Below are 17,060 nucleotides of genomic sequence, written 5' to 3' on the forward strand. Positions count from 1 at the left end.
CCGCCCAAACGGTGCCCTCAGATGCCGATGTCGCGTCCGTTACGTCTCATTCGTCGTCTCGTTTTCCGTGCCGTCCGTCGGCGCCGGAATCTCGTCGCTCGGCGGGTACGTCCGGTAGTCGTTCAGATCGATTCGCTCCCAGTCGGCGCCGTCGACCTCGAGTTCACTGCGGTCGGTCTCGGCGGGCGACTCCGTGGCGTTCGAACGGTTTGCAGCCGAATCGGGTCGGTTCTCGGTCGCGTTTGCGCCGCCCCGGTCCCGGACGGCGTCTCCGGCCTGCTCGAACGGATCGGCAGCGGTCACGCCCTCGATCGATGCGTCCGTCCACACGCCCGATCCCGCTACCCGGTCGACGGTGAACGCGATCCACCGGGGACATCGATCGGTCGTCGCCGACACCCGTTCGCGGACCGTGCCGCGGTAGTACTCGCCGCCGTCCTCGTACTCCCCGGTCTCCCGGCGGTCGCTCGGCAGGTCCCGCCACGACAGGTCGTCGTGACCGATCCGCTCGAGCCGATCGCCGTCGGCGGCGATCAGGTGCGAGGCGACGCCGTACAGCCCGTCGCCCTCGTCGAGTCCGTTCAGTTCGTAGGCGAGGTCGAACGCGATGGACCACGATGGCTCGCTCTCGTCGTCGGTGCGGACCGCTCGCGGCCCCGCTGGAGCGAGCGACAGCGTCGTTCCCGGATCGGAACAGCCCGAGAGCAGCGGCAGCGTTCCGACGACGCCGGCCATGACGGTTCGTCGTCTCATTGCCGTATCGATACTCTCCGACACGTATATTTCTGCTTACCTGAACAGTCTGCTGTCGGATCAGATCGCAGGGGATCGCTTCACCGGCGCTCAAGCGAGTTCGCGACGCCAGTACGGTGACTCATAGCGTGACTCGGATCGTCGACGGCTGCGTCGCAGCGTCGGAGAGCGGCCGTTCGGAGACGAAACCCACTCAGATTCCTTCGTCGACCCTCATCGAGCGCTCTCGAGCCGTAACGCCGAGTCGAAACGGGTCGCTTAAGTGCCTTCGTCGGATAGCGACGCCCATGGCAAACGGCAAATACGCCGCGCGCAAGCTCAAGAAGGACCGCCAGAATCAGCGGTGGTCCGACTCGGACTACGCGCGCCGCGCCCGCGGACTTCGCGAGAAGTCCGACCCCCTCGAGGGTGCGCCCCAGGCCCGCGGTATCGTACTCGAAAAGGTCGGCATCGAAGCCAAACAGCCCAACTCGGCGATCCGGAAGTGCGTCCGAGTGCAGCTGATCAAGAACGGCAAGCAAGTCACCGCGTTCTGTCCCGGTGACGGCGCTATCTCGTTCATCGACGAACACGACGAAGTCACCATCGCCGGGATCGGTGGGGCCAAGGGTCGTGCGATGGGTGACCTCTCCGGTGTTAACTACAAGGTCGACAAGGTCAACGGCGTCGCCCTGAAGGAACTCGTTCGCGGGAACGCGGAAAAACCGGTGCGATAATCATGGCGGCAGAAGATCAACCGGACCCGGACGCCCCGGCCGGTGGCGCAGACGTTTCGGCGAAGCTCTTCGGCACGTGGGAACTCGGCGAACTCGAGTATGCCGACCCCTCGACCGAGCGCTACATCACGGTGACCCCCGTCGCCCACACCGCGGGTCGCCACGCCGGCAAGCAGTTCAAGAAGTCCCAGATCTCTATCGTCGAGCGGTTCATCAACCGACTGATGCAGACCGAAGAGAACACGGGTAAGAAACAGAAGACGCTCAACTACGTCCGTGACGCCTTCGACATCATCCACGAGCGGACCGAGGAGAACCCGATTCAGGTGCTCGTCACGGCCGTCGAGAACGCGGCCCCGCGAGAGGAGACCGTCCGCCTGAAGTACGGTGGCATCTCGGTGCCGAAGGCCGTCGACGTCGCCCCGCAGCGCCGCGTCGACCAGTCGCTGAAGTTCCTCGCGGAAGGCGTCTACAACGGCTCGTTCAAGACGACGACGGACGTGGAAGAGGCTATCGCCAACCAGCTCATCGGCGCGGCCAACTACGACGTCCAGACCTACGCGGTCAGCCAGAAAGAGGAGAAAGAGCGCGTCGCGGCAGCCGCCCGCTAACGCGATTCGCCGATTCGGTTTTCGGCCGTTCTCTCGGTCCTTCTATAGTAGCCACTGAAAGTCATTGCATATCTGATCGCACGACAGCGTTGCGATCAGCATGTAAATCGTTTCAGTGGCTACTATAGTTCGACGTTTCTCGGGCTGTGTTCGTTCTGTCCCGTTTCTCGTTCGTTCTCTCACCGATCGCGTCTCAGCTTCCTCGAGGCATCCCGGTAGCTCGAGTCCGCACTGTATGTTCCACCATCTACTCCTATCAAACAATAAGATTCGGGACGAATAGTATCGTCTGTCGCCTCGAGTCGGTCCGATGACGGCCCTGCGCTCTGGATAGGGCGGACGGTCGTCGCCCTCGTCTCCGAACTACCTGCGGGGAGAGCGATCCGGTGGTCACCGACTCAGTCCGCGGCGCGGCTCTCACCACCGACGTACGAGCGCGTTGCGTCGACGAGAACCTGCCGATAGGTGCTCGTGTCGGGTTCCCGCGCGAGCTCCCGGAACCGGCGTTTGAACCCCTCGAAGTCGATCTCGGGAGCGTCCATCGCAGCCGCGTGTGCGAGATCGTACAGCCGGTGATCCTCGTCGACGAGGTCGTGTCTCTCTGCGAGCGCGAGCGCGAAGGCCGCGTTCACCGCCGTAATCTCGGGATCGGCGCTCGCGGAGAGTCGCTCGAACCCCGGACGGGACGGCGTCTCGGGCCGATCGGCCACGGCCGCCGCGAGGCTGGACTCGAGAAAGGAGAGCAGCTTCTCGCCGGGGCCGACCGAGAGGGTGATGTCGTCGGCGTAGATGTCCTTCATGTGGTTCGCGATCTGGTAGCAGTGGGAGAGCTTGCGTCGCTCGACGCTCTTGCCGGCCAGCGCGAGGTAGAGGACTTCTTCGGTGGACTGGGTGTGAGAGGGGTGTCGCTGCTCGTGGCGAGCCATGTGAGCGAACTCGTGGAGCGCGAGCTCGCGGGCCATGGCCGACGAGGCGGCCTGTCTCGAGATGTTCAGGACGTGGCGATCGTCGTAGTGGGCAGCCCAGGTCCGTTCGTCGGGGTCGTCCCGGAGCTGGACGTGGACCGGCAGCGAGAGGTCCTGTTCGGTTTCGAAGAGGTCGCGGGCGCTGAGGAATGGAGAGGTCGGGCCCGGTCCCTGGACGCGAATATCCATGTGTGCTCCTAGCAAGAGGCCGACGGGATTTGACTCTTTTGTGCGCTTTCACGCGGGCGAATCGCGCGCTCGAGACGTCGGATCGTCCCTCGGAGCGGTCGCGAGCCCGGACGCGGCCCTCGCGCCGCCGCCCAGCGGAATTATGAGAGTCGTTCACTCACTCAAATTGGATATTCCAGCGTTCGGACGGGGAAAGACGACGAATTCCGGCGGCGACGAAACACTACCCTTTTGACCCCGCTGGCGGTATTGGGGGGTATATGGGCCGACGCAAGAAGATCGTCCAAGAGTGTGAACGGCTGATGGACGACCCGGAGAACATCCGGAACATCGCCATCGCCGCTCACGTTGACCACGGGAAAACGACCCTTACAGACAATCTGCTGGCTGGTGCCGGCATGATCTCCGACGAGACTGCCGGCGAGCAGCTCGCGATGGACACCGAGGAAGACGAGCAGGAACGCGGGATCACCATCGACGCGGCGAACGTTTCGATGACCCACGAGTACGAGGACCAGAACCACCTCATCAACCTCATCGACACCCCGGGCCACGTCGACTTCGGTGGCGACGTTACCCGAGCGATGCGCGCCGTCGACGGTGCGCTCGTCGTCGTCGACGCCGTCGAAGGGGCGATGCCCCAGACCGAGACGGTGCTGCGACAGGCACTGCGAGAGGGCGTCAAGCCGACCCTGTTCATCAACAAGGTCGACCGCCTCATCTCCGAGCTCCAGGAGGGGCCCGAGGAGATGCAGGAGCGACTCCTCTCGGTCATCCGCGACGTGAACGAACTCATCCGCGGGATGACCGAGGAGATGGACGACATCGACGACTGGACCGTTTCGGTCGAAGAGGGCACCGTCGGCTTCGGCTCCGCGCTGTACAAGTGGGGCGTCTCCATGCCGTCGATGCAGCGTACCGGCATGGACTTCGCCGAGATCATGGAACTCGAGCGCGCCGACAAGCGCCAGGAGCTCCACGAGCGGACGCCGCTGTCGGACGTCGTGCTCGACATGGTCTGTGAGCACTTCCCGAACCCGGTCAACGCACAGCCCCGTCGTATTCCGCGTATCTGGCGTGGCGACGCCGAGTCGGACCTCGCTGACTCGATGCGCCTCGTCGACGAGGACGGCGAGGTCGTCCTGATGGTCACCGACATCGCGATGGACCCCCACGCCGGTGAAGTCGCCTCCGGCCGCGTCTTCTCCGGGACCCTCGAGAAGGGACAGGAGCTCTACGTCTCCGGGACCGCGGGCAAGAACCGCATCCAGTCCGTCGGCGTCTACATGGGCGGCGAGCGCGAGGAAGTGGACGAAGTTCCCGCCGGGAACATCGCCGCCGTCACCGGTCTCAAAGACGCGATCGCCGGTTCGACCGTCTCCAGCGTCGAGATGACGCCGTTCGAGACGATCGAGCACATCTCCGAGCCGGTCATTACGAAGTCCGTCGAGGCCCAGAACATGGACGACCTGCCCAAGCTGATCGAGACGCTGCGACAGGTCTCCAAGGAGGACCCGACGATCCAGATTACGATTAACGAGGACACCGGCGAGCACCTGATCTCCGGGCAGGGTGAGCTCCACCTCGAGGTCATCACCCAGCGTATCGAGAAGAACCAGGGCATTCCGGTCAACACCGGTGAACCGATCGTCGTCTACCGCGAGCAGCCCCAGCGGCCGAGCGACCAGGTCGAAGGTATCTCGCCGAACCGTCACAACCGCTTCTACATCTCCATCGAGCCGATGAACGACGAGCTCGTGGAGACGATCCAGCGAGGCGAGGCCTCGATGGACATGCCCGAGCAGGATCGCCGTGAAGCCCTGCAGGACGCCGGCATGGACAAGGACACGTCCCAGAACGTCGAGCACATGCACGGGACGAACATCCTCATCGACGACACGAAGGGGATCCAGCACCTGAACGAGACGATGGAACTCGTCATCGAGGGTCTCGAGGACGCCCTCGACAACGGTCCGCTGGCGAACGAGCCGGTGCAGGGCTCGCTGATCCGCCTGCACGACGCGCGCCTCCACGAGGACACCATCCACCGCGGCCCGGCACAGGTCATCCCGGCGACCCGCGAGGCCGTCCACAAGGCGCTGATCGACGGCAAGATCAAGATGCTCGAGCCGATGCAGGACGTCCGCATCGACGTGCCCAACGATCACATGGGCGCGGCCTCGGGCGAGATTCAGGGCCGTCGTGGCCGCGTCGACGACATGTACCAGGAAGGCGACCTCATGGTCGTCGAGGGCATCGCGCCCGTCGGCGAGATGATCGGCTTCGCGAGCGACATCCGCTCCGCGACCGAGGGTCGGGCCTCCTGGAACACCGAGAACGCCGGCTTCGAGGTCATGTCCGACTCCCTCCAGCGCGACAAGATCATGGAGATCCGCGAGCGCAAGGGCATGAAGCTCGAGCTGCCGCCGAGTATCGACTACATCTAACTCGCCGTCGACTCGCGTTTCGATTCTTCTCTGTTCGTTCGAATCGGGCTCTCGAGGGCCGCAACTCTCGATCGTTCCCGCTCCGAGTGGTGCCGCTCCGAGTGGTGCCGTATCCTATCACCGGTCGCTGATCGTCCCGAAACGACGATACACCGCGTAATTACGCTGTCAGGACCTTCACGTAGAAAGGGACCATCACCAGTGCAGCCAGAAACGCGAGCAACCACGAGAACAGGGACATCCCGAGGATGATCAGTATGCCGACGACGGACGCGATTAGTTTCTGATGGATATCGACGTGCATACGTATCAGCGATGTCTCCGGAGTATAATTTTTCCGCTGTCAGAACGGCGACCGTCGATCGCGGCGCTCAAGCCGGGTCCGCACTCGACGTGACATCGCGTTACGCGTCAGTGCCGGGCGACCGACCGGCGCTCACTCTCGCTCGCCCGCACCCAGCGCCGATTCGCCGACCTTCTCGTGGCCCTCGATGACCTCCTTCCCGCCCATGTACGACTGCAACGGTTCGGGAATCGTCACCGTGCCGTCCTCGTTCTGGTAGTACTCGAGGATCGCCACCATCACGCGCGGAATCGCGAGCCCGGAGGCGTTGAGCGTGTGGAGGTAGTCGGCCGACTCGTGGCGCTCGGGTCGGTAGCGCAGGCCGGCTCGTCGGGCCTGGAAGTCCTCGAAGTTCGACGCGCTCGAGACCTCGAGCCAGCGGCCGCCGTTTTCGGGGCCCTCGTCCATGTCATCACCGGGGGCCCAGACCTCGATGTCGTAGGTCTTGGCGCTGGCGAAGGTCAGATCGCCGGTACAGAGCTCGAGGATGCGGTAGGGGAGTCCGAGCCGTTTGAGGACGTCTTCGGCCTCTGCGAGGAGGTTCTCGAGGCGGTCGTAGCTCTCCTCGGGTTCGACGAAGTTGACGAGTTCGACTTTGTTGAACTGGTGGACGCGGACGATGCCCCGCGTTTCAGTGCCGTGCTCGCCGGCCTCGCGTCGGAAGTTCGGCGTGTAGGCCTGATGTTTGAGCGGGAGATCGTCCTGCAGGAGGATCTCGTTCGCGTACATGTTGGTGACCGGCACCTCCGCGGTGGGACAGAGCCAGAGGTCGTCGTCCTCGTACTCCTCCTCGTTGCTGCCGCCCAGCCGGTAGGCGTCGTCGGCGAACTTCGGGAGCTGGCCGGTGCCGCGCATCGAGGCGCTCTTGACCGGAATCGGCGGGAACAGGTCGACGTAGCCCTGTTCACGGTGGAGATCCATCATGAACTGGATCAGGGCGTGCTCGAGCTGTGCGCCCTCGCCCTTGAGGAAGTAAAAGCCCGAGCCGGTCGTCTTGGCGGCGCGCTCCTCGTCGATGATGTCCAGTTCCTCGCCGAGTTCGTAGTGTGGCGTGACCTCGTCGGGCAGTTCGTGGGCGTCGTCGAAGCCCCAGCGCCGGTCCTCGACGTTGTGACGTTCGTCGACGCCGAGCGGGACGCTCTCGTGAGGGACCTGTGGGATCTCGAGTATCCGCTCCCGGAGTTTCTCCTGGAGCTCGACGGCCTCGGCTTCGACGTCCTCGATCTCGGCTTTGAGCTCGCGCGAGCGTTCGATGGCTTCCTCCCGTTCCTCGTCTTTCCCGTCGGCGACGAGTTCGCCGATCTTCTTGGTGATCTTGTTGCGGTCGTGGCGCAGGTCGTCACCGCGGGCCTTCAGCTCCCGCCAGCGCTCGTCGAGTTCGAGGAACTCGTCGATGTCGACGTCGGCCCCGCGGTCGTCGAGGGCCTCGCGTACCTCGTCTGGGTTCTCGCGCAGATAGGTCCGGTCGAGCATTGGTATTGGTCGTGCGTTCTCTGCGCCCGGGCAAAACCGTGTCGGAAGGCCGCGTCGTCCGACCGGCCGGTCGACGCCCACCCCCGGCGGGAAACGCTTTTTCCGCGGGGCACCTACTCTCGAGGTATGGACCCGCTCGAGGGCGAGACGTCGTCGGCGCCGATCGAGTACGAGCCCGTCAGCGTCAAGGACGTGCTGGTAGAGATGAAAGACACCGCCGAGCTGTTAATCGACCTCTCGTACTCGGCCGTGCTCCACCAGAGCGACCAGCTCGCGACGGAGGTCCTTCGCCTGGAAGAGCGGATGGACGTCCTGGAGATGCGGGCGCGAATGAGTCTCCTGATGGCCGCCCGGAAGCCGGCCGACGCGGAACAGCTCGCTCCCGTTCTGGGTATCGTCGGGGCCGCGGACGGGATCAGCGACGCCGCCGGCGACATCGCGAAGATCGTCCTCGAGGACATGGGTCTCCCCGAGGCGATGCGGGCGGCGCTGCCCGACGCCGCGGAGGCGCTCCTCCGGGGCGTCGTCGCGGCGGACTCGTCCTACGCCGGGCGGACGCTCCAGGACATCGACCTCGAGTCCGAGACGGGCGTGCGCGTGATCGCGCTCCGGCGGGGCAAGCGTCAGACGACGTCTGACGAGCCATCCGGCTCCGGCGGAGCCGGAGACGACGACTGGCTGCTCAATCCGGGGCCGACGACCCGGGTCGAGGCCGACGACGTCGCGCTCCTCCGGGGCCCCGAGTCGGCGATCGGCGACGTCTGCGAAGAGCTGACCGGCGAGGTCTACGAGGCGCCCACCGCCGAGACGCCGGACATCGACGACTTGGAGCGCGCCGTGGACACGATCATCCACATGAAGGACTTCTCCGAACTGGCGGTCGATCTGGCCTACAGCAGCGTGCTGTTCGACAGCGAGGAGCTCGCCGAGGAGGTCCGCAACCTCGAGGTCGAGGTCGACGCGATGCAGTCGCGCTTCGAGGCGTGGACGCTCCGGGCGGCCGCGGACGCGACGGATCCGGTCGTCCTCCGGGGGTTGATCCAGCTCGGCAACTGTACGGAGCGGATCAGCGACGCCGCGATCGAGATCAGCGAGGGCGTCCTCCGGGATATCGACGTCCACCCGGTCGTGCAGGTGGCCGTCCAGGAGAGCGACGAGATCATCACGCGCGTCGAGGTCGAAACGGGGAGCGACCTCGACGGGACCGCGGTGACCGCCGGCGTTCCCGACGTCGAGTCGACGATGTCCGTGATCGCCATCCGCCGCCCCGACGAGGGGTGGCTGCTGGTCGCGGACGCCGACGCCGAACTGCGCGGCGGCGACGTGCTCATCTCGAAGGGAACTCGGACGGCCGCGGCGGCGTTCCGCGATCTCGCGTCCGCGTAGCGCGACGCGGTCCATCGCCGCGAACCGCCGCGCCCGCTCGTTCTTTAAGTGCTTCTGGCCACAAGGTAGAGCTATGACGGGAGGTCGTCCGTTCTCGAGTTCACATATCCGTTAGTCACACCGGTAGTCGTCGCAGTCCGCACGCGGTTCGGTTTCGACCCGGCCGCTCGTCCTTTAAGTACTTCTGGTCACAAGGTGAAGCTACGACGGGAGAACGGTTCTGTCTCGAGTCGACTACTATTGCCGAGCCGCGCGTCTCTTCGTTCGAATCGTCCCAGCGTATCTCAGTTCAGGACGACGATCGCGACCCCCGAGAGGACGATCACGCCGAGGATGTCACAGACGTTCGTGACGACCGGAATCGTCGTGTCGTCGGGGTCCAGCCCCTGCGTGTAGGAGACGTAGGTCGCGGCGATACTGAGCACGATCGCGATCACGGCCAGGAGCATGCCGCTGACGACCGAGATGAGCATGAGATCGACCAGTGCCATCGGTTCGGCGATGATCTGCCCGACGATCCAGGCGGCGACGCCCAGCGCCGAGAAGATCGTCGCCGCCAGTCCCATGATCGCCAATACGTTCGTCCACAGCACCTCGTCTCGAGGATCGAACTCGAGCAAGCCCAGGTGGAGTCGCGTCGAGAGCCGCGAGGAGAGGATCGCGCCGAGGTTGCCGCCCATCCCGATCATCACGGGAACGAGCACCAGCAGCGTCGGGTTGGAGAGGTAGGTCTCCTCGAGTTCCTCGAGGACGTAGCCTGATCCCATCTCGAGCATCGAGAGGACGAGGAGGATGGGAAACATCGTGGCGACGATGCTGCGGATCGACCAGGTGTCGATCGTCTCGTCCGAGCCCGCGGACGCCATCAGAAGATCCCTCCCACGACGGTGATCGCAACGAAGAGGAAGACGACGCCGAAGATATCGCCGAGCGTGGTGACGATCGGGCCGATCAGGTTGTCGGGGTCGAGCCCGTACTCGTAGCTCGCGAACACCAGCGCCAGCAGTCCGAAAATCAAGGTGACGGACGTGAGGACGCCGGAGACCAGCATGATACCGACGAGTTCGACGAGCCTGGCCGATTCCCGACCGAGAGCGTGCAGAATGCCCCACGAGAGGACCGCGATGACGATCGAAATCCCGATGCCGTTGATGAACGAGGCGGCGACAGCGTTGACCAGCCGCCGATCCCACGAGAACTCGGGGTCGATCATCCCCTGGTGGAGTCCGCTCGAGATGCGCGCGCCCATCGCGCCGTAGACGTTCCCTCGAGTCGCCAGAAAGGCGGGGAGCAGGAGCAACAGTCCGGGAAATCGCTCGAATCCCTCGGTCATCCCCTCCGATCCGAGGACCGAGCCGGCGAAAATCCCGCCGGCGAGGCTGACGACGAGGATCGGCAGTGACTCGCGGTAGATTCGCCACGCGTCTTGGCGAGCCTCCATACTGTCGCCTCACGGAATCCGGACATAAACCTACCGCGGGTCGAAAGCGACTCGATCGCTCGAGGCCGTGGTGATCGGTACCACTAGTGACGAGCTGCTAACGGATCTCGGTCCGGGCCCGATGACGAACGCGACGCTCAGAGGGCGGCGGCGACGAGCCCCCACGCGAGGCCGATCGCAGCGAGCGAGCACGCGAGGTTAGCGACGGCGTTGCCGACCGCGAGCGTCCGGTCGCCGCGCTCGTACAGCCGGAGCGTCTCGACCGAAAACGAGGAAAACGTCGTGAAGGAGCCACAGATGCCCGTCCCGACGAGTCGGATCGTCGACTCGCCCGCACCCGCGAAGACCGCGAGGCCGAAAACGAAACTGCCGACGACGTTGACCGCGAACGTCGCCAGCGGGAACCGCTCGCTCGAGACCCGTTCGGAAACCCGCTGGGAGACCCAGTATCGGAGGATTGCACCGATCGCCCCGCCGGTGCCGACGACGTGGGCCGGGTCGGGATCGACGGTGACGGCCGCTCGAGCGAGCAGCCGGCCGATACCGCTGCCCGCGAGGAGGAGCGTACTCACGCGGTCTCACCACCGGACGGCCGCGGAGCACCGACCCGACGCGCGAGCGCTCGTCCGGCGAGCACGCCGACGAGGCCGAGTCCGTAGTTCGCGGCGACGATGCCGCCCAGCGCGAGCGGACTCGCGGCGAGTGCGGTCTGGAGCGCGAACGTGCTGTAGGTCGTCAACGAGGAGAGAAACCCCGTCGTGAAGACGAGCCGGGCCCGCGAGGCCAGGTGGCCCGCGTAGTCGGCTTCGTAGACGAGGAAGGCGAGGACCGCGCTCCCGACGGCGTTGACCAGAACGATCGACGGCACGTCCGGAAGCACTCCCATCGCGAAGAAACGGAGGTTCGACCCGGCGAAACCGCCGACGGCGATCAGTGCGAGCGTCTCGAGGCGAACGAGCGGATGTGTGTCTGCCATGGCTGGGTGGTCACGCAGGGACCGTCAGCCGGACGACGCACGATGCGTCTGCGCTCGATCCAGACGCGGTCGACCGTCTCGTCCGGCGGTTGGGTTAGGCGGGCCCCATCGCCCAGTCGTCTGCCCTCTCTCGCGGGCCCCATTGAGGATTTCGATGGTCGGGTCGACTCGACTCGACCGTCCGCGAGCGCCCGAACGAGGGAAGGAAAAGAGCCAAGGTTAGACTGCCTCTAAACCGATCCATGTCCGAAGAGGCTGGCGCGGACGGCGGGCGACGCGGGTTCGCGCGGGCGTCGTGGGCGAACGTCCTCGGTAACGTCGCCAAGATCGTCGTCGAGGGCGGTGCGGGGCTCGCGTTCGGCAGTGTCGCCCTGCTCGCCGACGCGGCCCACTCGCTGGCCGATCTCGTCGCCAGCGTCGTCGTCCTCGTCTGGGGCCGGAGCGCGTTCGACGAACCCGACGACACGCATCCCCACGGCCACGACCGGATCGAGCCGTTGACGGCGCTGTTCGTCGGCGCCGTCATCGCGCTCCTGGGGCTCAACTTGCTCTACCGATCCGCTGAGGGGCTCGCGTACGGAACCGATATCGAGTTCAGCGTGTTGCTCCTCGCGGCGCTCGCGTTCTCGATCGCCGACATGTATCTGGTCTATCGCTACACCGTGGTGATCAACGAGCGCCTGCAGTCGACCGCGTTGGCGGCGCTCGCGAAGGACTGTCTGAACGACATCTACACCTCGGTCGCCGCCATCGTCGGCGTTCTCGGCGTCTTCGTCGGCTATCCGATCCTCGATCCCGTCGCCGGCAGCCTCGTCAGTCTGCTGGTCGTCTATCAGGGCGTCGAGATCGGCAGGGAGAACGTCGATTACCTCATCGGTGCCGCGCCCGGCCCCGAGAAGCGAGGGGAGATCACGACCGCCCTCCGTGGCCATCCGGCCGTCGCGGGCGTCCACGACCTGACCGTCTTCTACGACGGCACCGTCCTCGAGGTCGAAGTCCACGTCGAAGTCGACGGCGACATGCCGTTCCGGGAGGCCCACGATATCGAGTCGGAACTGGTCGATCGCCTCCGGGGGCTCGAGGACGTCGGCGACGCGCACGTCCACCTCGACCCGTCGGGAATCGGCGAGTGGAAGGAGTCGTCCGACGAGTTCGAGCGTCGCTAATCGGTCGTCGGTAGCGGTTCGTCGCCCGTCGTCTCGTCGCCCGCAGCGGTCGACGCGTGAGGCAGCGCGACGACGAAGACGCTCCCGTCGGGTCCGGTGTCGGCGAGGTCGACGGTGCCGCCGTACCGGTTCGCGAGGATGCGGGAGAGGTAGAGGCCGAGGCCGTGGTTGGTCGATTTGCGTTCGAACAGCGTCGCTCTGTCTTCCTCGGGGATGCCGGGACCGTCATCGGCGACGATGACGGTAACGGTCTCGGGTCGCTCGTCGACGGTCACGCGGACGTGCGGCGTCTCGGTATCGTTGTGTTCGATCGCGTTCTCGAGGAGGTTCGAGAAGATCCATTTGAGCCCCTCGTTGCCGCTGACCCGCGTCGCCTCGGGGAGGTCGGCGTCGATGACGGCCTCGTCGAAGCGGGCGCGGCATTCGGCCACCTGTTCCGTCAGTAAGGCGGTGAGGTCGACGGTCGAGCGCGCGTCCGGTTCCCGGTTCGCATCCAGCATCGCTCGGACGTCATCGATGACGTCGACGAGCTCCTCGCTCTCGCGTTCGATCGTCTCGAGGCGGTCGCGAACGCCGTCGTCGTCACACGTCGCGTGCAGTAGCGATGCGTGGCCGCCGATGATCTGCGAAGAGTTCAACACCTCGTGTCGGAGGAGATCGTTCAGGTACATGAGCAGTTCGCGCTCGTCGGCGAGTTGGTCGGCGCGGACGGTAGCGGCCGTTGCCTCGACCTCGCGTTGGATCGCCCGCGCTTCGACGTAGCCGACCGCGAAGCCGCCGATCGCACCCGAATTGAGGGAGAAGTGCGCCCAGGAGATATTTCCCGCCAGATTGTACCAGGGAAAGAAGATCATCGTCAGGAGGTTGACGGCCAGAAATCCGACCGCACCACCGACACACCACTGGAGAATCCGGCCGTACCGGCTCGGCTCGATACCGCTCCGTTCGAGTCGGTAGCTGCCCCAGACCAGCCCTACGGCCGGGCCGCCGATGAAGGCAGTGCTAAGGAGGAGGCCCGGGAGGTCGATCACCGCGGCGAACGCGACCGTCCAGACGACGAGAGAGAGCGCTGAGAGTCCGCCGAACGCGCCGACGATCTGGGGGACGTACTCCCGCCGGAGCCGCGGTCGTGGGAGCGCGGGCCGGGTGCGGTCCGATGTGTCGCGGCTCATATCGATCCGAGAGCGAAGAGTAGTTCGAAGACGATTCGAGTCATCTACCGTGTGCAAGAGGATGAGGTGTGAAGTCTGTAACGGCCCTCATCTCCGGGCGGGTCGCCGCGACGCGAGCTTTTATCCCGTCCGCTGACGGGCTTCCGATATGGAAGTCGGAGACGTCCGCGAAGTCACTACCGGCGACTGTTCGGATCTCTACTACCTCGACACGGGGATGTACGACACGAACGAGTACGGGGCCGTCTACATTATCGACGACGAGCGGCCCGCCGTCGTCGACACCGGTATCGGCACGAACTACGACCTGCTCCGCGAGGCCCTCGTCGAGGTCGGTATCGACGAGGACGACCTCGAGGTCATCGCGGTGACTCACGTCCACCTCGATCACGCCGGCGGTGCGGGCTTTCTCGCCGCTGACTGTCCGAACGCCGACGTCTACGTTCCCAGTCTCGGAGCGGATCACCTGGCCGATCCCTCGCGACTGGTCGCGGGAACGAAGCAGGCGGTCGGCGATCAGTGGGAGTATTACGTGGAACCGGAGCCCGTCCCGGAGGATCGAATCGTCGCGATCGACGACGGCGACGTCATCGACCTCGGCACTCACGAACTGCGCGTTCACGGCGCACCGGGCCACGCACCTCATCAGGTGGTCTTCGAAGATCCGGTCAACGACGCGGTCTTCGTCGCCGACGCCGCCGGGATCTGGGTCCCCGAGATCGAGGAGATCAGGGAGACCTCGCCGCCGTCGAACTTCGACCTCGAGCAGTGTCTCGACGACATCGAGACGCTGAAAGAGATCGATCCCGACGTCTTCTGCTATCCCCACTTCGGGCCCCGCTACGTCGGCGACGACGTCGAGCGGGCGCTCGAGGAGTACGCGACGGTCCTCAAGGAGTGGGTCGACGCGGTCGCGGCGAAACGCCGCGAACTCGAGGACGACGACGCGGTGATCGAGTACTTCGCGGACGCGTCCGAGATGACCGACGTCTGGGGCGACGAGAAAGCGAGCGAGGAGGCGAAGCTGAACACGCGAGGCGTGCTGGGCTATCTCGACCATCGGGAGTGATCGTGCCAGACCAGTCGGGCGGACTCTTCCAGCCGCGATCCATCCGAGCGCAGTCGCGGGCAGGCTAATCGAGCCGCGACCCGTTCGAGCGCAATCTCGGGCGACGACCACTCGAGTCCGTTCCGTTTCGAGATGGTTTCGACCCATCGCGGTGCGTTTCGGCGGTTCTCTGAGAGGTGATAAACCCACTCACGGATGACGGCCGTTTCAACACGTTTTATCGCACGGGAGGTACTCGCATAGGTATATGAATTGGCGGGACGCCGAACGAGAGTACGAGGACGAGGTCACCGGCGAGACGACCCTTGCACGGCTGTTCGAGGATTCGGCCGAGCGAAATTCGAACCGGCCAGCACAGCAGTACAAGGGCGGTATCTACGACCGATCGCTGACCGATTCGGTTATTCCCGCCGCGACGCCCGGCGAGTTCCGGACGATTTCCTACGCCGAGATGCGCGATATCGTTCGCACCCTCTCGGCCGGCTTCCGCGATCTGGGAGTCGAGTCGGGTGATCGGATCGGTCTCTTCTCCAATACCCGAATGGAGTGGGCACAGTCGGACTTCGCCCTCCTCGGAGCCGGCGCAGTCGTCACCACCGTCTACACGAGTTCCTCGCCGGACCAAGTCGAGTACCTGCTCGACGACCCCGACGCCGACGGCGTCGTCGTCGAGAACGAGGACCTGCTCGAGAACGTTCTCGCGGTCGAGGACGCCCTCGACCTCGAGTTCATCGTCTCGATGGACGAGATCGACGGCTACGACGACCGCGACGACATCCTCACGCTGGGAGACCTCTACGCCCGCGGCGAGGAGACCTTCGATCTCGAGGCCTACGAGGCCCGGATCGAGGAGACGGAGCCGGACGATCTGGCGAGCCTGATCTACACGAGCGGGACGACCGGGCAGCCGAAGGGGGTCCAGCTGACCCACGGGAACTTCCGGTCGAACGTCAACGCCTCCCGGAAACGCTTCGGCCCGCGGCCGGACAAGGACGACGACGTGCCGGTGTTAGATGAGGAGTCGGTGGCGATCTCGTACCTGCCCCTCGCCCACGTCTTCGAGCGAACGGCGGGACATTTCGCCCTGTTCGCGAGCGGTGCCTGCATCGCCTACGCGGAGAGTCCGGACACGCTCCAGGAGGACTTCAGTCTCGTCGAGCCGACGACGGCCACGAGCGTCCCCCGGGTCTACGAGAAGATTTACGACGGTATCCGGGAGCAAGCGAGCCAGTCGTCGGCCAAACAGCGGATCTTCGAATGGGCCACGGACGTCGGCGTCGCGTACCAGCGGGCCGAGTCGCCGGGCCCGATCCTGTCGGCCAAACAGGCGCTCGCGGACAAACTCGTCTTCTCGACGGTCCGGGAGGCGCTGGGCGGCAACATCGAGATACTGATCAGCGGCGGTGGCAGCCTCTCGCCGGAGCTCTGTCGGCTCTATCACGCCATGGGGCTGCCCATCTTCGAGGGGTACGGACTGACCGAGACCGCACCCATCGTCTCGACGAATCCGCCCGAAGCGGCGAAGATCGGTACGATCGGCCCGCCGCTGTTCAACGTCGACGTGACGGTCGACGAGACCGTCGCCGACCAGGAGGCCTTCGCCGACGACCCCGGCGAGGTCGGGGAACTCCTCGTCAAGGGACCGAACGTCACGCAGGGCTACTGGAACAAGCCCGGCGCGACCGAGGGCGCGTTCACGGAGGATGAGGACGGCGACCGGTGGTTCCGAACCGGCGACATCGTTCACCTCCGGCCCGACGACTACCTCGAGTTCCGCGACCGCCTCAAGCAGATCATCGTCCTCTCGACGGGGAAGAACGTCGCGCCCGGGCCGATCGAGGACGCCTTCGCCGCGAGCGAAATCGTCGAGCAGGCGATGGTCGTCGGCGACGGCGAGAAGTTCATCGGTGCCCTGCTCGTCCCCAACACGGACCACGTCCGCGAGTGGGCCGCGGAGGAGGGGATCGATCTCCCCGACGACCCCGAAGCGATGTGCGACGACGACCGCGTCCGCGAGCACATTCAGGCGGAGGTCGACCGCGTCAACGAGAACTTCGAGAAACACGAGACGATCAAGCGGTTCGAACTCGTGCCCGAGGAGTTCACCGAGCAAAACGACATGCTCACTCCGACGATGAAGAAGAAGCGACGAGTCATCCTCGAGCGGTTCGAGGATCGCGTCGATCGGATCTACGCGGACGACTGATCGTTCTCGCCGCGATGACGGCCGGTCGTCCCCTCGCCGGACCGATCGGGGTCGACGACCGGGGGCTCGTCCCGGCCAAATTACGGCCGTTTCTCACAGGAGTTAACCGGGTGGACTGACTCTCTCGAGACGAATGGACGGACCAGC

Annotated in this window: 16 protein-coding genes; 7 read left to right on the forward strand and 9 right to left on the reverse strand. The window is 65.3% G+C overall.

The annotated features are described in order from the left end of the window. Positions 1-39 precede the first annotated feature (39 nt). A complete protein-coding gene (locus LDH66_RS17965) occupies positions 40-753 on the reverse strand; it encodes a hypothetical protein (protein WP_226482454.1) in 714 nt (237 codons plus the stop codon). A 287-nt stretch (positions 754-1,040) separates the two neighbouring features. On the opposite strand from LDH66_RS17965, the gene LDH66_RS17970 reads away from it, so the two are divergent. Beyond that, entirely contained in the window at positions 1,041-1,469 is a 429-nt protein-coding gene (locus LDH66_RS17970) for a 30S ribosomal protein S12 (RefSeq protein ID WP_004267302.1), read from the forward strand. A 2-nt stretch (positions 1,470-1,471) separates the two neighbouring features. Next, on the forward strand, positions 1,472-2,080 hold the full coding sequence (locus LDH66_RS17975) for a 30S ribosomal protein S7 (RefSeq protein ID WP_226482455.1): 609 nt from the start codon (positions 1,472-1,474) through the stop codon (positions 2,078-2,080). Between the two features lie 398 nt (positions 2,081-2,478). On the opposite strand, the gene LDH66_RS17980 is transcribed toward LDH66_RS17975, so the two are convergent. Next, entirely contained in the window at positions 2,479-3,234 is a 756-nt protein-coding gene (locus LDH66_RS17980) for a DUF5781 family protein (RefSeq protein ID WP_226482456.1), read from the reverse strand. Between the two features lie 260 nt (positions 3,235-3,494). On the opposite strand from LDH66_RS17980, the gene LDH66_RS17985 reads away from it, so the two are divergent. Further along, on the forward strand, positions 3,495-5,681 hold the full coding sequence (locus LDH66_RS17985) for an elongation factor EF-2 (RefSeq protein WP_226482457.1): 2,187 nt from the start codon (positions 3,495-3,497) through the stop codon (positions 5,679-5,681). Between the two features lie 160 nt (positions 5,682-5,841). On the opposite strand, the gene LDH66_RS17990 is transcribed toward LDH66_RS17985, so the two are convergent. Together LDH66_RS17990 and serS are read right to left on the reverse strand one after the other, a co-directional pair. Beyond that, on the reverse strand, positions 5,842-5,985 hold the full coding sequence (locus LDH66_RS17990) for a hypothetical protein (RefSeq protein ID WP_226482458.1): 144 nt from the start codon (positions 5,983-5,985) through the stop codon (positions 5,842-5,844). Between the two features lie 132 nt (positions 5,986-6,117). After that, entirely contained in the window at positions 6,118-7,497 is a 1,380-nt protein-coding gene (gene serS / locus LDH66_RS17995; RefSeq protein WP_226482459.1) for a serine--tRNA ligase, read from the reverse strand. Positions 7,498-7,623: 126 nt separating this feature from the next. On the opposite strand from serS, the gene LDH66_RS18000 reads away from it, so the two are divergent. Continuing rightward, a complete protein-coding gene (locus tag LDH66_RS18000) occupies positions 7,624-8,883 on the forward strand; it encodes a potassium channel family protein (protein ID WP_226482460.1) in 1,260 nt (419 codons plus the stop codon). Positions 8,884-9,167: 284 nt separating this feature from the next. Here the strand turns inward: LDH66_RS18000 and LDH66_RS18005 are convergent, their stop codons facing one another. From LDH66_RS18005 to LDH66_RS18020, 4 genes are all read right to left on the reverse strand, one after another. Further along, positions 9,168-9,749, reverse strand: a complete 582-nt coding sequence (locus LDH66_RS18005; RefSeq protein WP_226482461.1) for a magnesium transporter — start codon at positions 9,747-9,749, stop codon at positions 9,168-9,170. Then, a complete protein-coding gene (locus LDH66_RS18010; RefSeq protein ID WP_226482462.1) occupies positions 9,749-10,324 on the reverse strand; it encodes a magnesium transporter in 576 nt (191 codons plus the stop codon). The genes LDH66_RS18005 and LDH66_RS18010 overlap by 1 nt, the downstream gene beginning before the upstream one ends. A 137-nt stretch (positions 10,325-10,461) precedes the next feature. Continuing rightward, positions 10,462-10,896 carry a fluoride efflux transporter CrcB gene (gene crcB / locus LDH66_RS18015; RefSeq protein WP_226482463.1) on the reverse strand — a complete coding sequence of 145 codons (435 nt, stop codon included), beginning with the start codon at positions 10,894-10,896 and terminating at the stop codon, positions 10,462-10,464. After that, positions 10,893-11,300: a fluoride efflux transporter FluC gene (locus LDH66_RS18020; protein WP_226482464.1), complete on the reverse strand. Its 408-nt coding sequence runs from the start codon at positions 11,298-11,300 to the stop codon at positions 10,893-10,895. Before LDH66_RS18020 ends, crcB begins: the two co-directional genes overlap by 4 nt. Before the next feature lie 242 nt (positions 11,301-11,542). Here LDH66_RS18020 and LDH66_RS18025 point away from each other — a divergent pair, with 242 nt between their 5' ends. Then, positions 11,543-12,466 (forward strand): cation diffusion facilitator family transporter, encoded by a 924-nt coding sequence (locus LDH66_RS18025; RefSeq protein ID WP_226482465.1) that lies wholly within the window; start codon positions 11,543-11,545, stop codon positions 12,464-12,466. Here LDH66_RS18025 and LDH66_RS18030 read toward each other — a convergent pair. Then, positions 12,463-13,638: a sensor histidine kinase gene (locus tag LDH66_RS18030; protein ID WP_226482466.1), complete on the reverse strand. Its 1,176-nt coding sequence runs from the start codon at positions 13,636-13,638 to the stop codon at positions 12,463-12,465. The genes LDH66_RS18025 and LDH66_RS18030 overlap by 4 nt on opposite strands. Positions 13,639-13,786: 148 nt before the next feature. On the opposite strand from LDH66_RS18030, the gene LDH66_RS18035 reads away from it, so the two are divergent. Then, positions 13,787-14,707: an MBL fold metallo-hydrolase gene (locus tag LDH66_RS18035; RefSeq protein WP_226482467.1), complete on the forward strand. Its 921-nt coding sequence runs from the start codon at positions 13,787-13,789 to the stop codon at positions 14,705-14,707. Positions 14,708-14,954: 247 nt separating this feature from the next. Next, a complete protein-coding gene (locus LDH66_RS18040; RefSeq protein WP_226482468.1) occupies positions 14,955-16,913 on the forward strand; it encodes an AMP-dependent synthetase/ligase in 1,959 nt (652 codons plus the stop codon). The last annotated feature ends 147 nt before the right edge of the window (positions 16,914-17,060 follow it).

Origin of the sequence: Natrinema amylolyticum (genome assembly GCF_020515625.1) — an archaeon.
Classification (GTDB): Archaea; Halobacteriota; Halobacteria; order Halobacteriales; family Natrialbaceae; genus Natrinema; species Natrinema amylolyticum.

Excerpts from the sequence above, each read along its gene's own strand:
- LDH66_RS17965 (WP_226482454.1), bottom strand. The coding sequence starts at position 753 with ATGAGACGACGAACCGTCATGGCCGGCGTCGTCGGAACGCTGCCGCTG.
- LDH66_RS17970 (WP_004267302.1), top strand. The coding sequence starts at position 1,041 with ATGGCAAACGGCAAATACGCCGCGCGCAAGCTCAAGAAGGACCGCCAG.
- LDH66_RS17975 (WP_226482455.1), top strand. The coding sequence starts at position 1,472 with ATGGCGGCAGAAGATCAACCGGACCCGGACGCCCCGGCCGGTGGCGCA.
- LDH66_RS17980 (WP_226482456.1), bottom strand. The coding sequence starts at position 3,234 with ATGGATATTCGCGTCCAGGGACCGGGCCCGACCTCTCCATTCCTCAGC.
- LDH66_RS17985 (WP_226482457.1), top strand. The coding sequence starts at position 3,495 with ATGGGCCGACGCAAGAAGATCGTCCAAGAGTGTGAACGGCTGATGGAC.
- LDH66_RS17990 (WP_226482458.1), bottom strand. The coding sequence starts at position 5,985 with ATGCACGTCGATATCCATCAGAAACTAATCGCGTCCGTCGTCGGCATA.
- serS (WP_226482459.1), bottom strand. The coding sequence starts at position 7,497 with ATGCTCGACCGGACCTATCTGCGCGAGAACCCAGACGAGGTACGCGAG.
- LDH66_RS18000 (WP_226482460.1), top strand. The coding sequence starts at position 7,624 with ATGGACCCGCTCGAGGGCGAGACGTCGTCGGCGCCGATCGAGTACGAG.
- LDH66_RS18005 (WP_226482461.1), bottom strand. The coding sequence starts at position 9,749 with ATGGCGTCCGCGGGCTCGGACGAGACGATCGACACCTGGTCGATCCGC.
- LDH66_RS18010 (WP_226482462.1), bottom strand. The coding sequence starts at position 10,324 with ATGGAGGCTCGCCAAGACGCGTGGCGAATCTACCGCGAGTCACTGCCG.
- LDH66_RS18020 (WP_226482464.1), bottom strand. The coding sequence starts at position 11,300 with ATGGCAGACACACATCCGCTCGTTCGCCTCGAGACGCTCGCACTGATC.
- LDH66_RS18025 (WP_226482465.1), top strand. The coding sequence starts at position 11,543 with ATGTCCGAAGAGGCTGGCGCGGACGGCGGGCGACGCGGGTTCGCGCGG.
- LDH66_RS18030 (WP_226482466.1), bottom strand. The coding sequence starts at position 13,638 with ATGAGCCGCGACACATCGGACCGCACCCGGCCCGCGCTCCCACGACCG.
- LDH66_RS18035 (WP_226482467.1), top strand. The coding sequence starts at position 13,787 with ATGGAAGTCGGAGACGTCCGCGAAGTCACTACCGGCGACTGTTCGGAT.
- LDH66_RS18040 (WP_226482468.1), top strand. The coding sequence starts at position 14,955 with ATGAATTGGCGGGACGCCGAACGAGAGTACGAGGACGAGGTCACCGGC.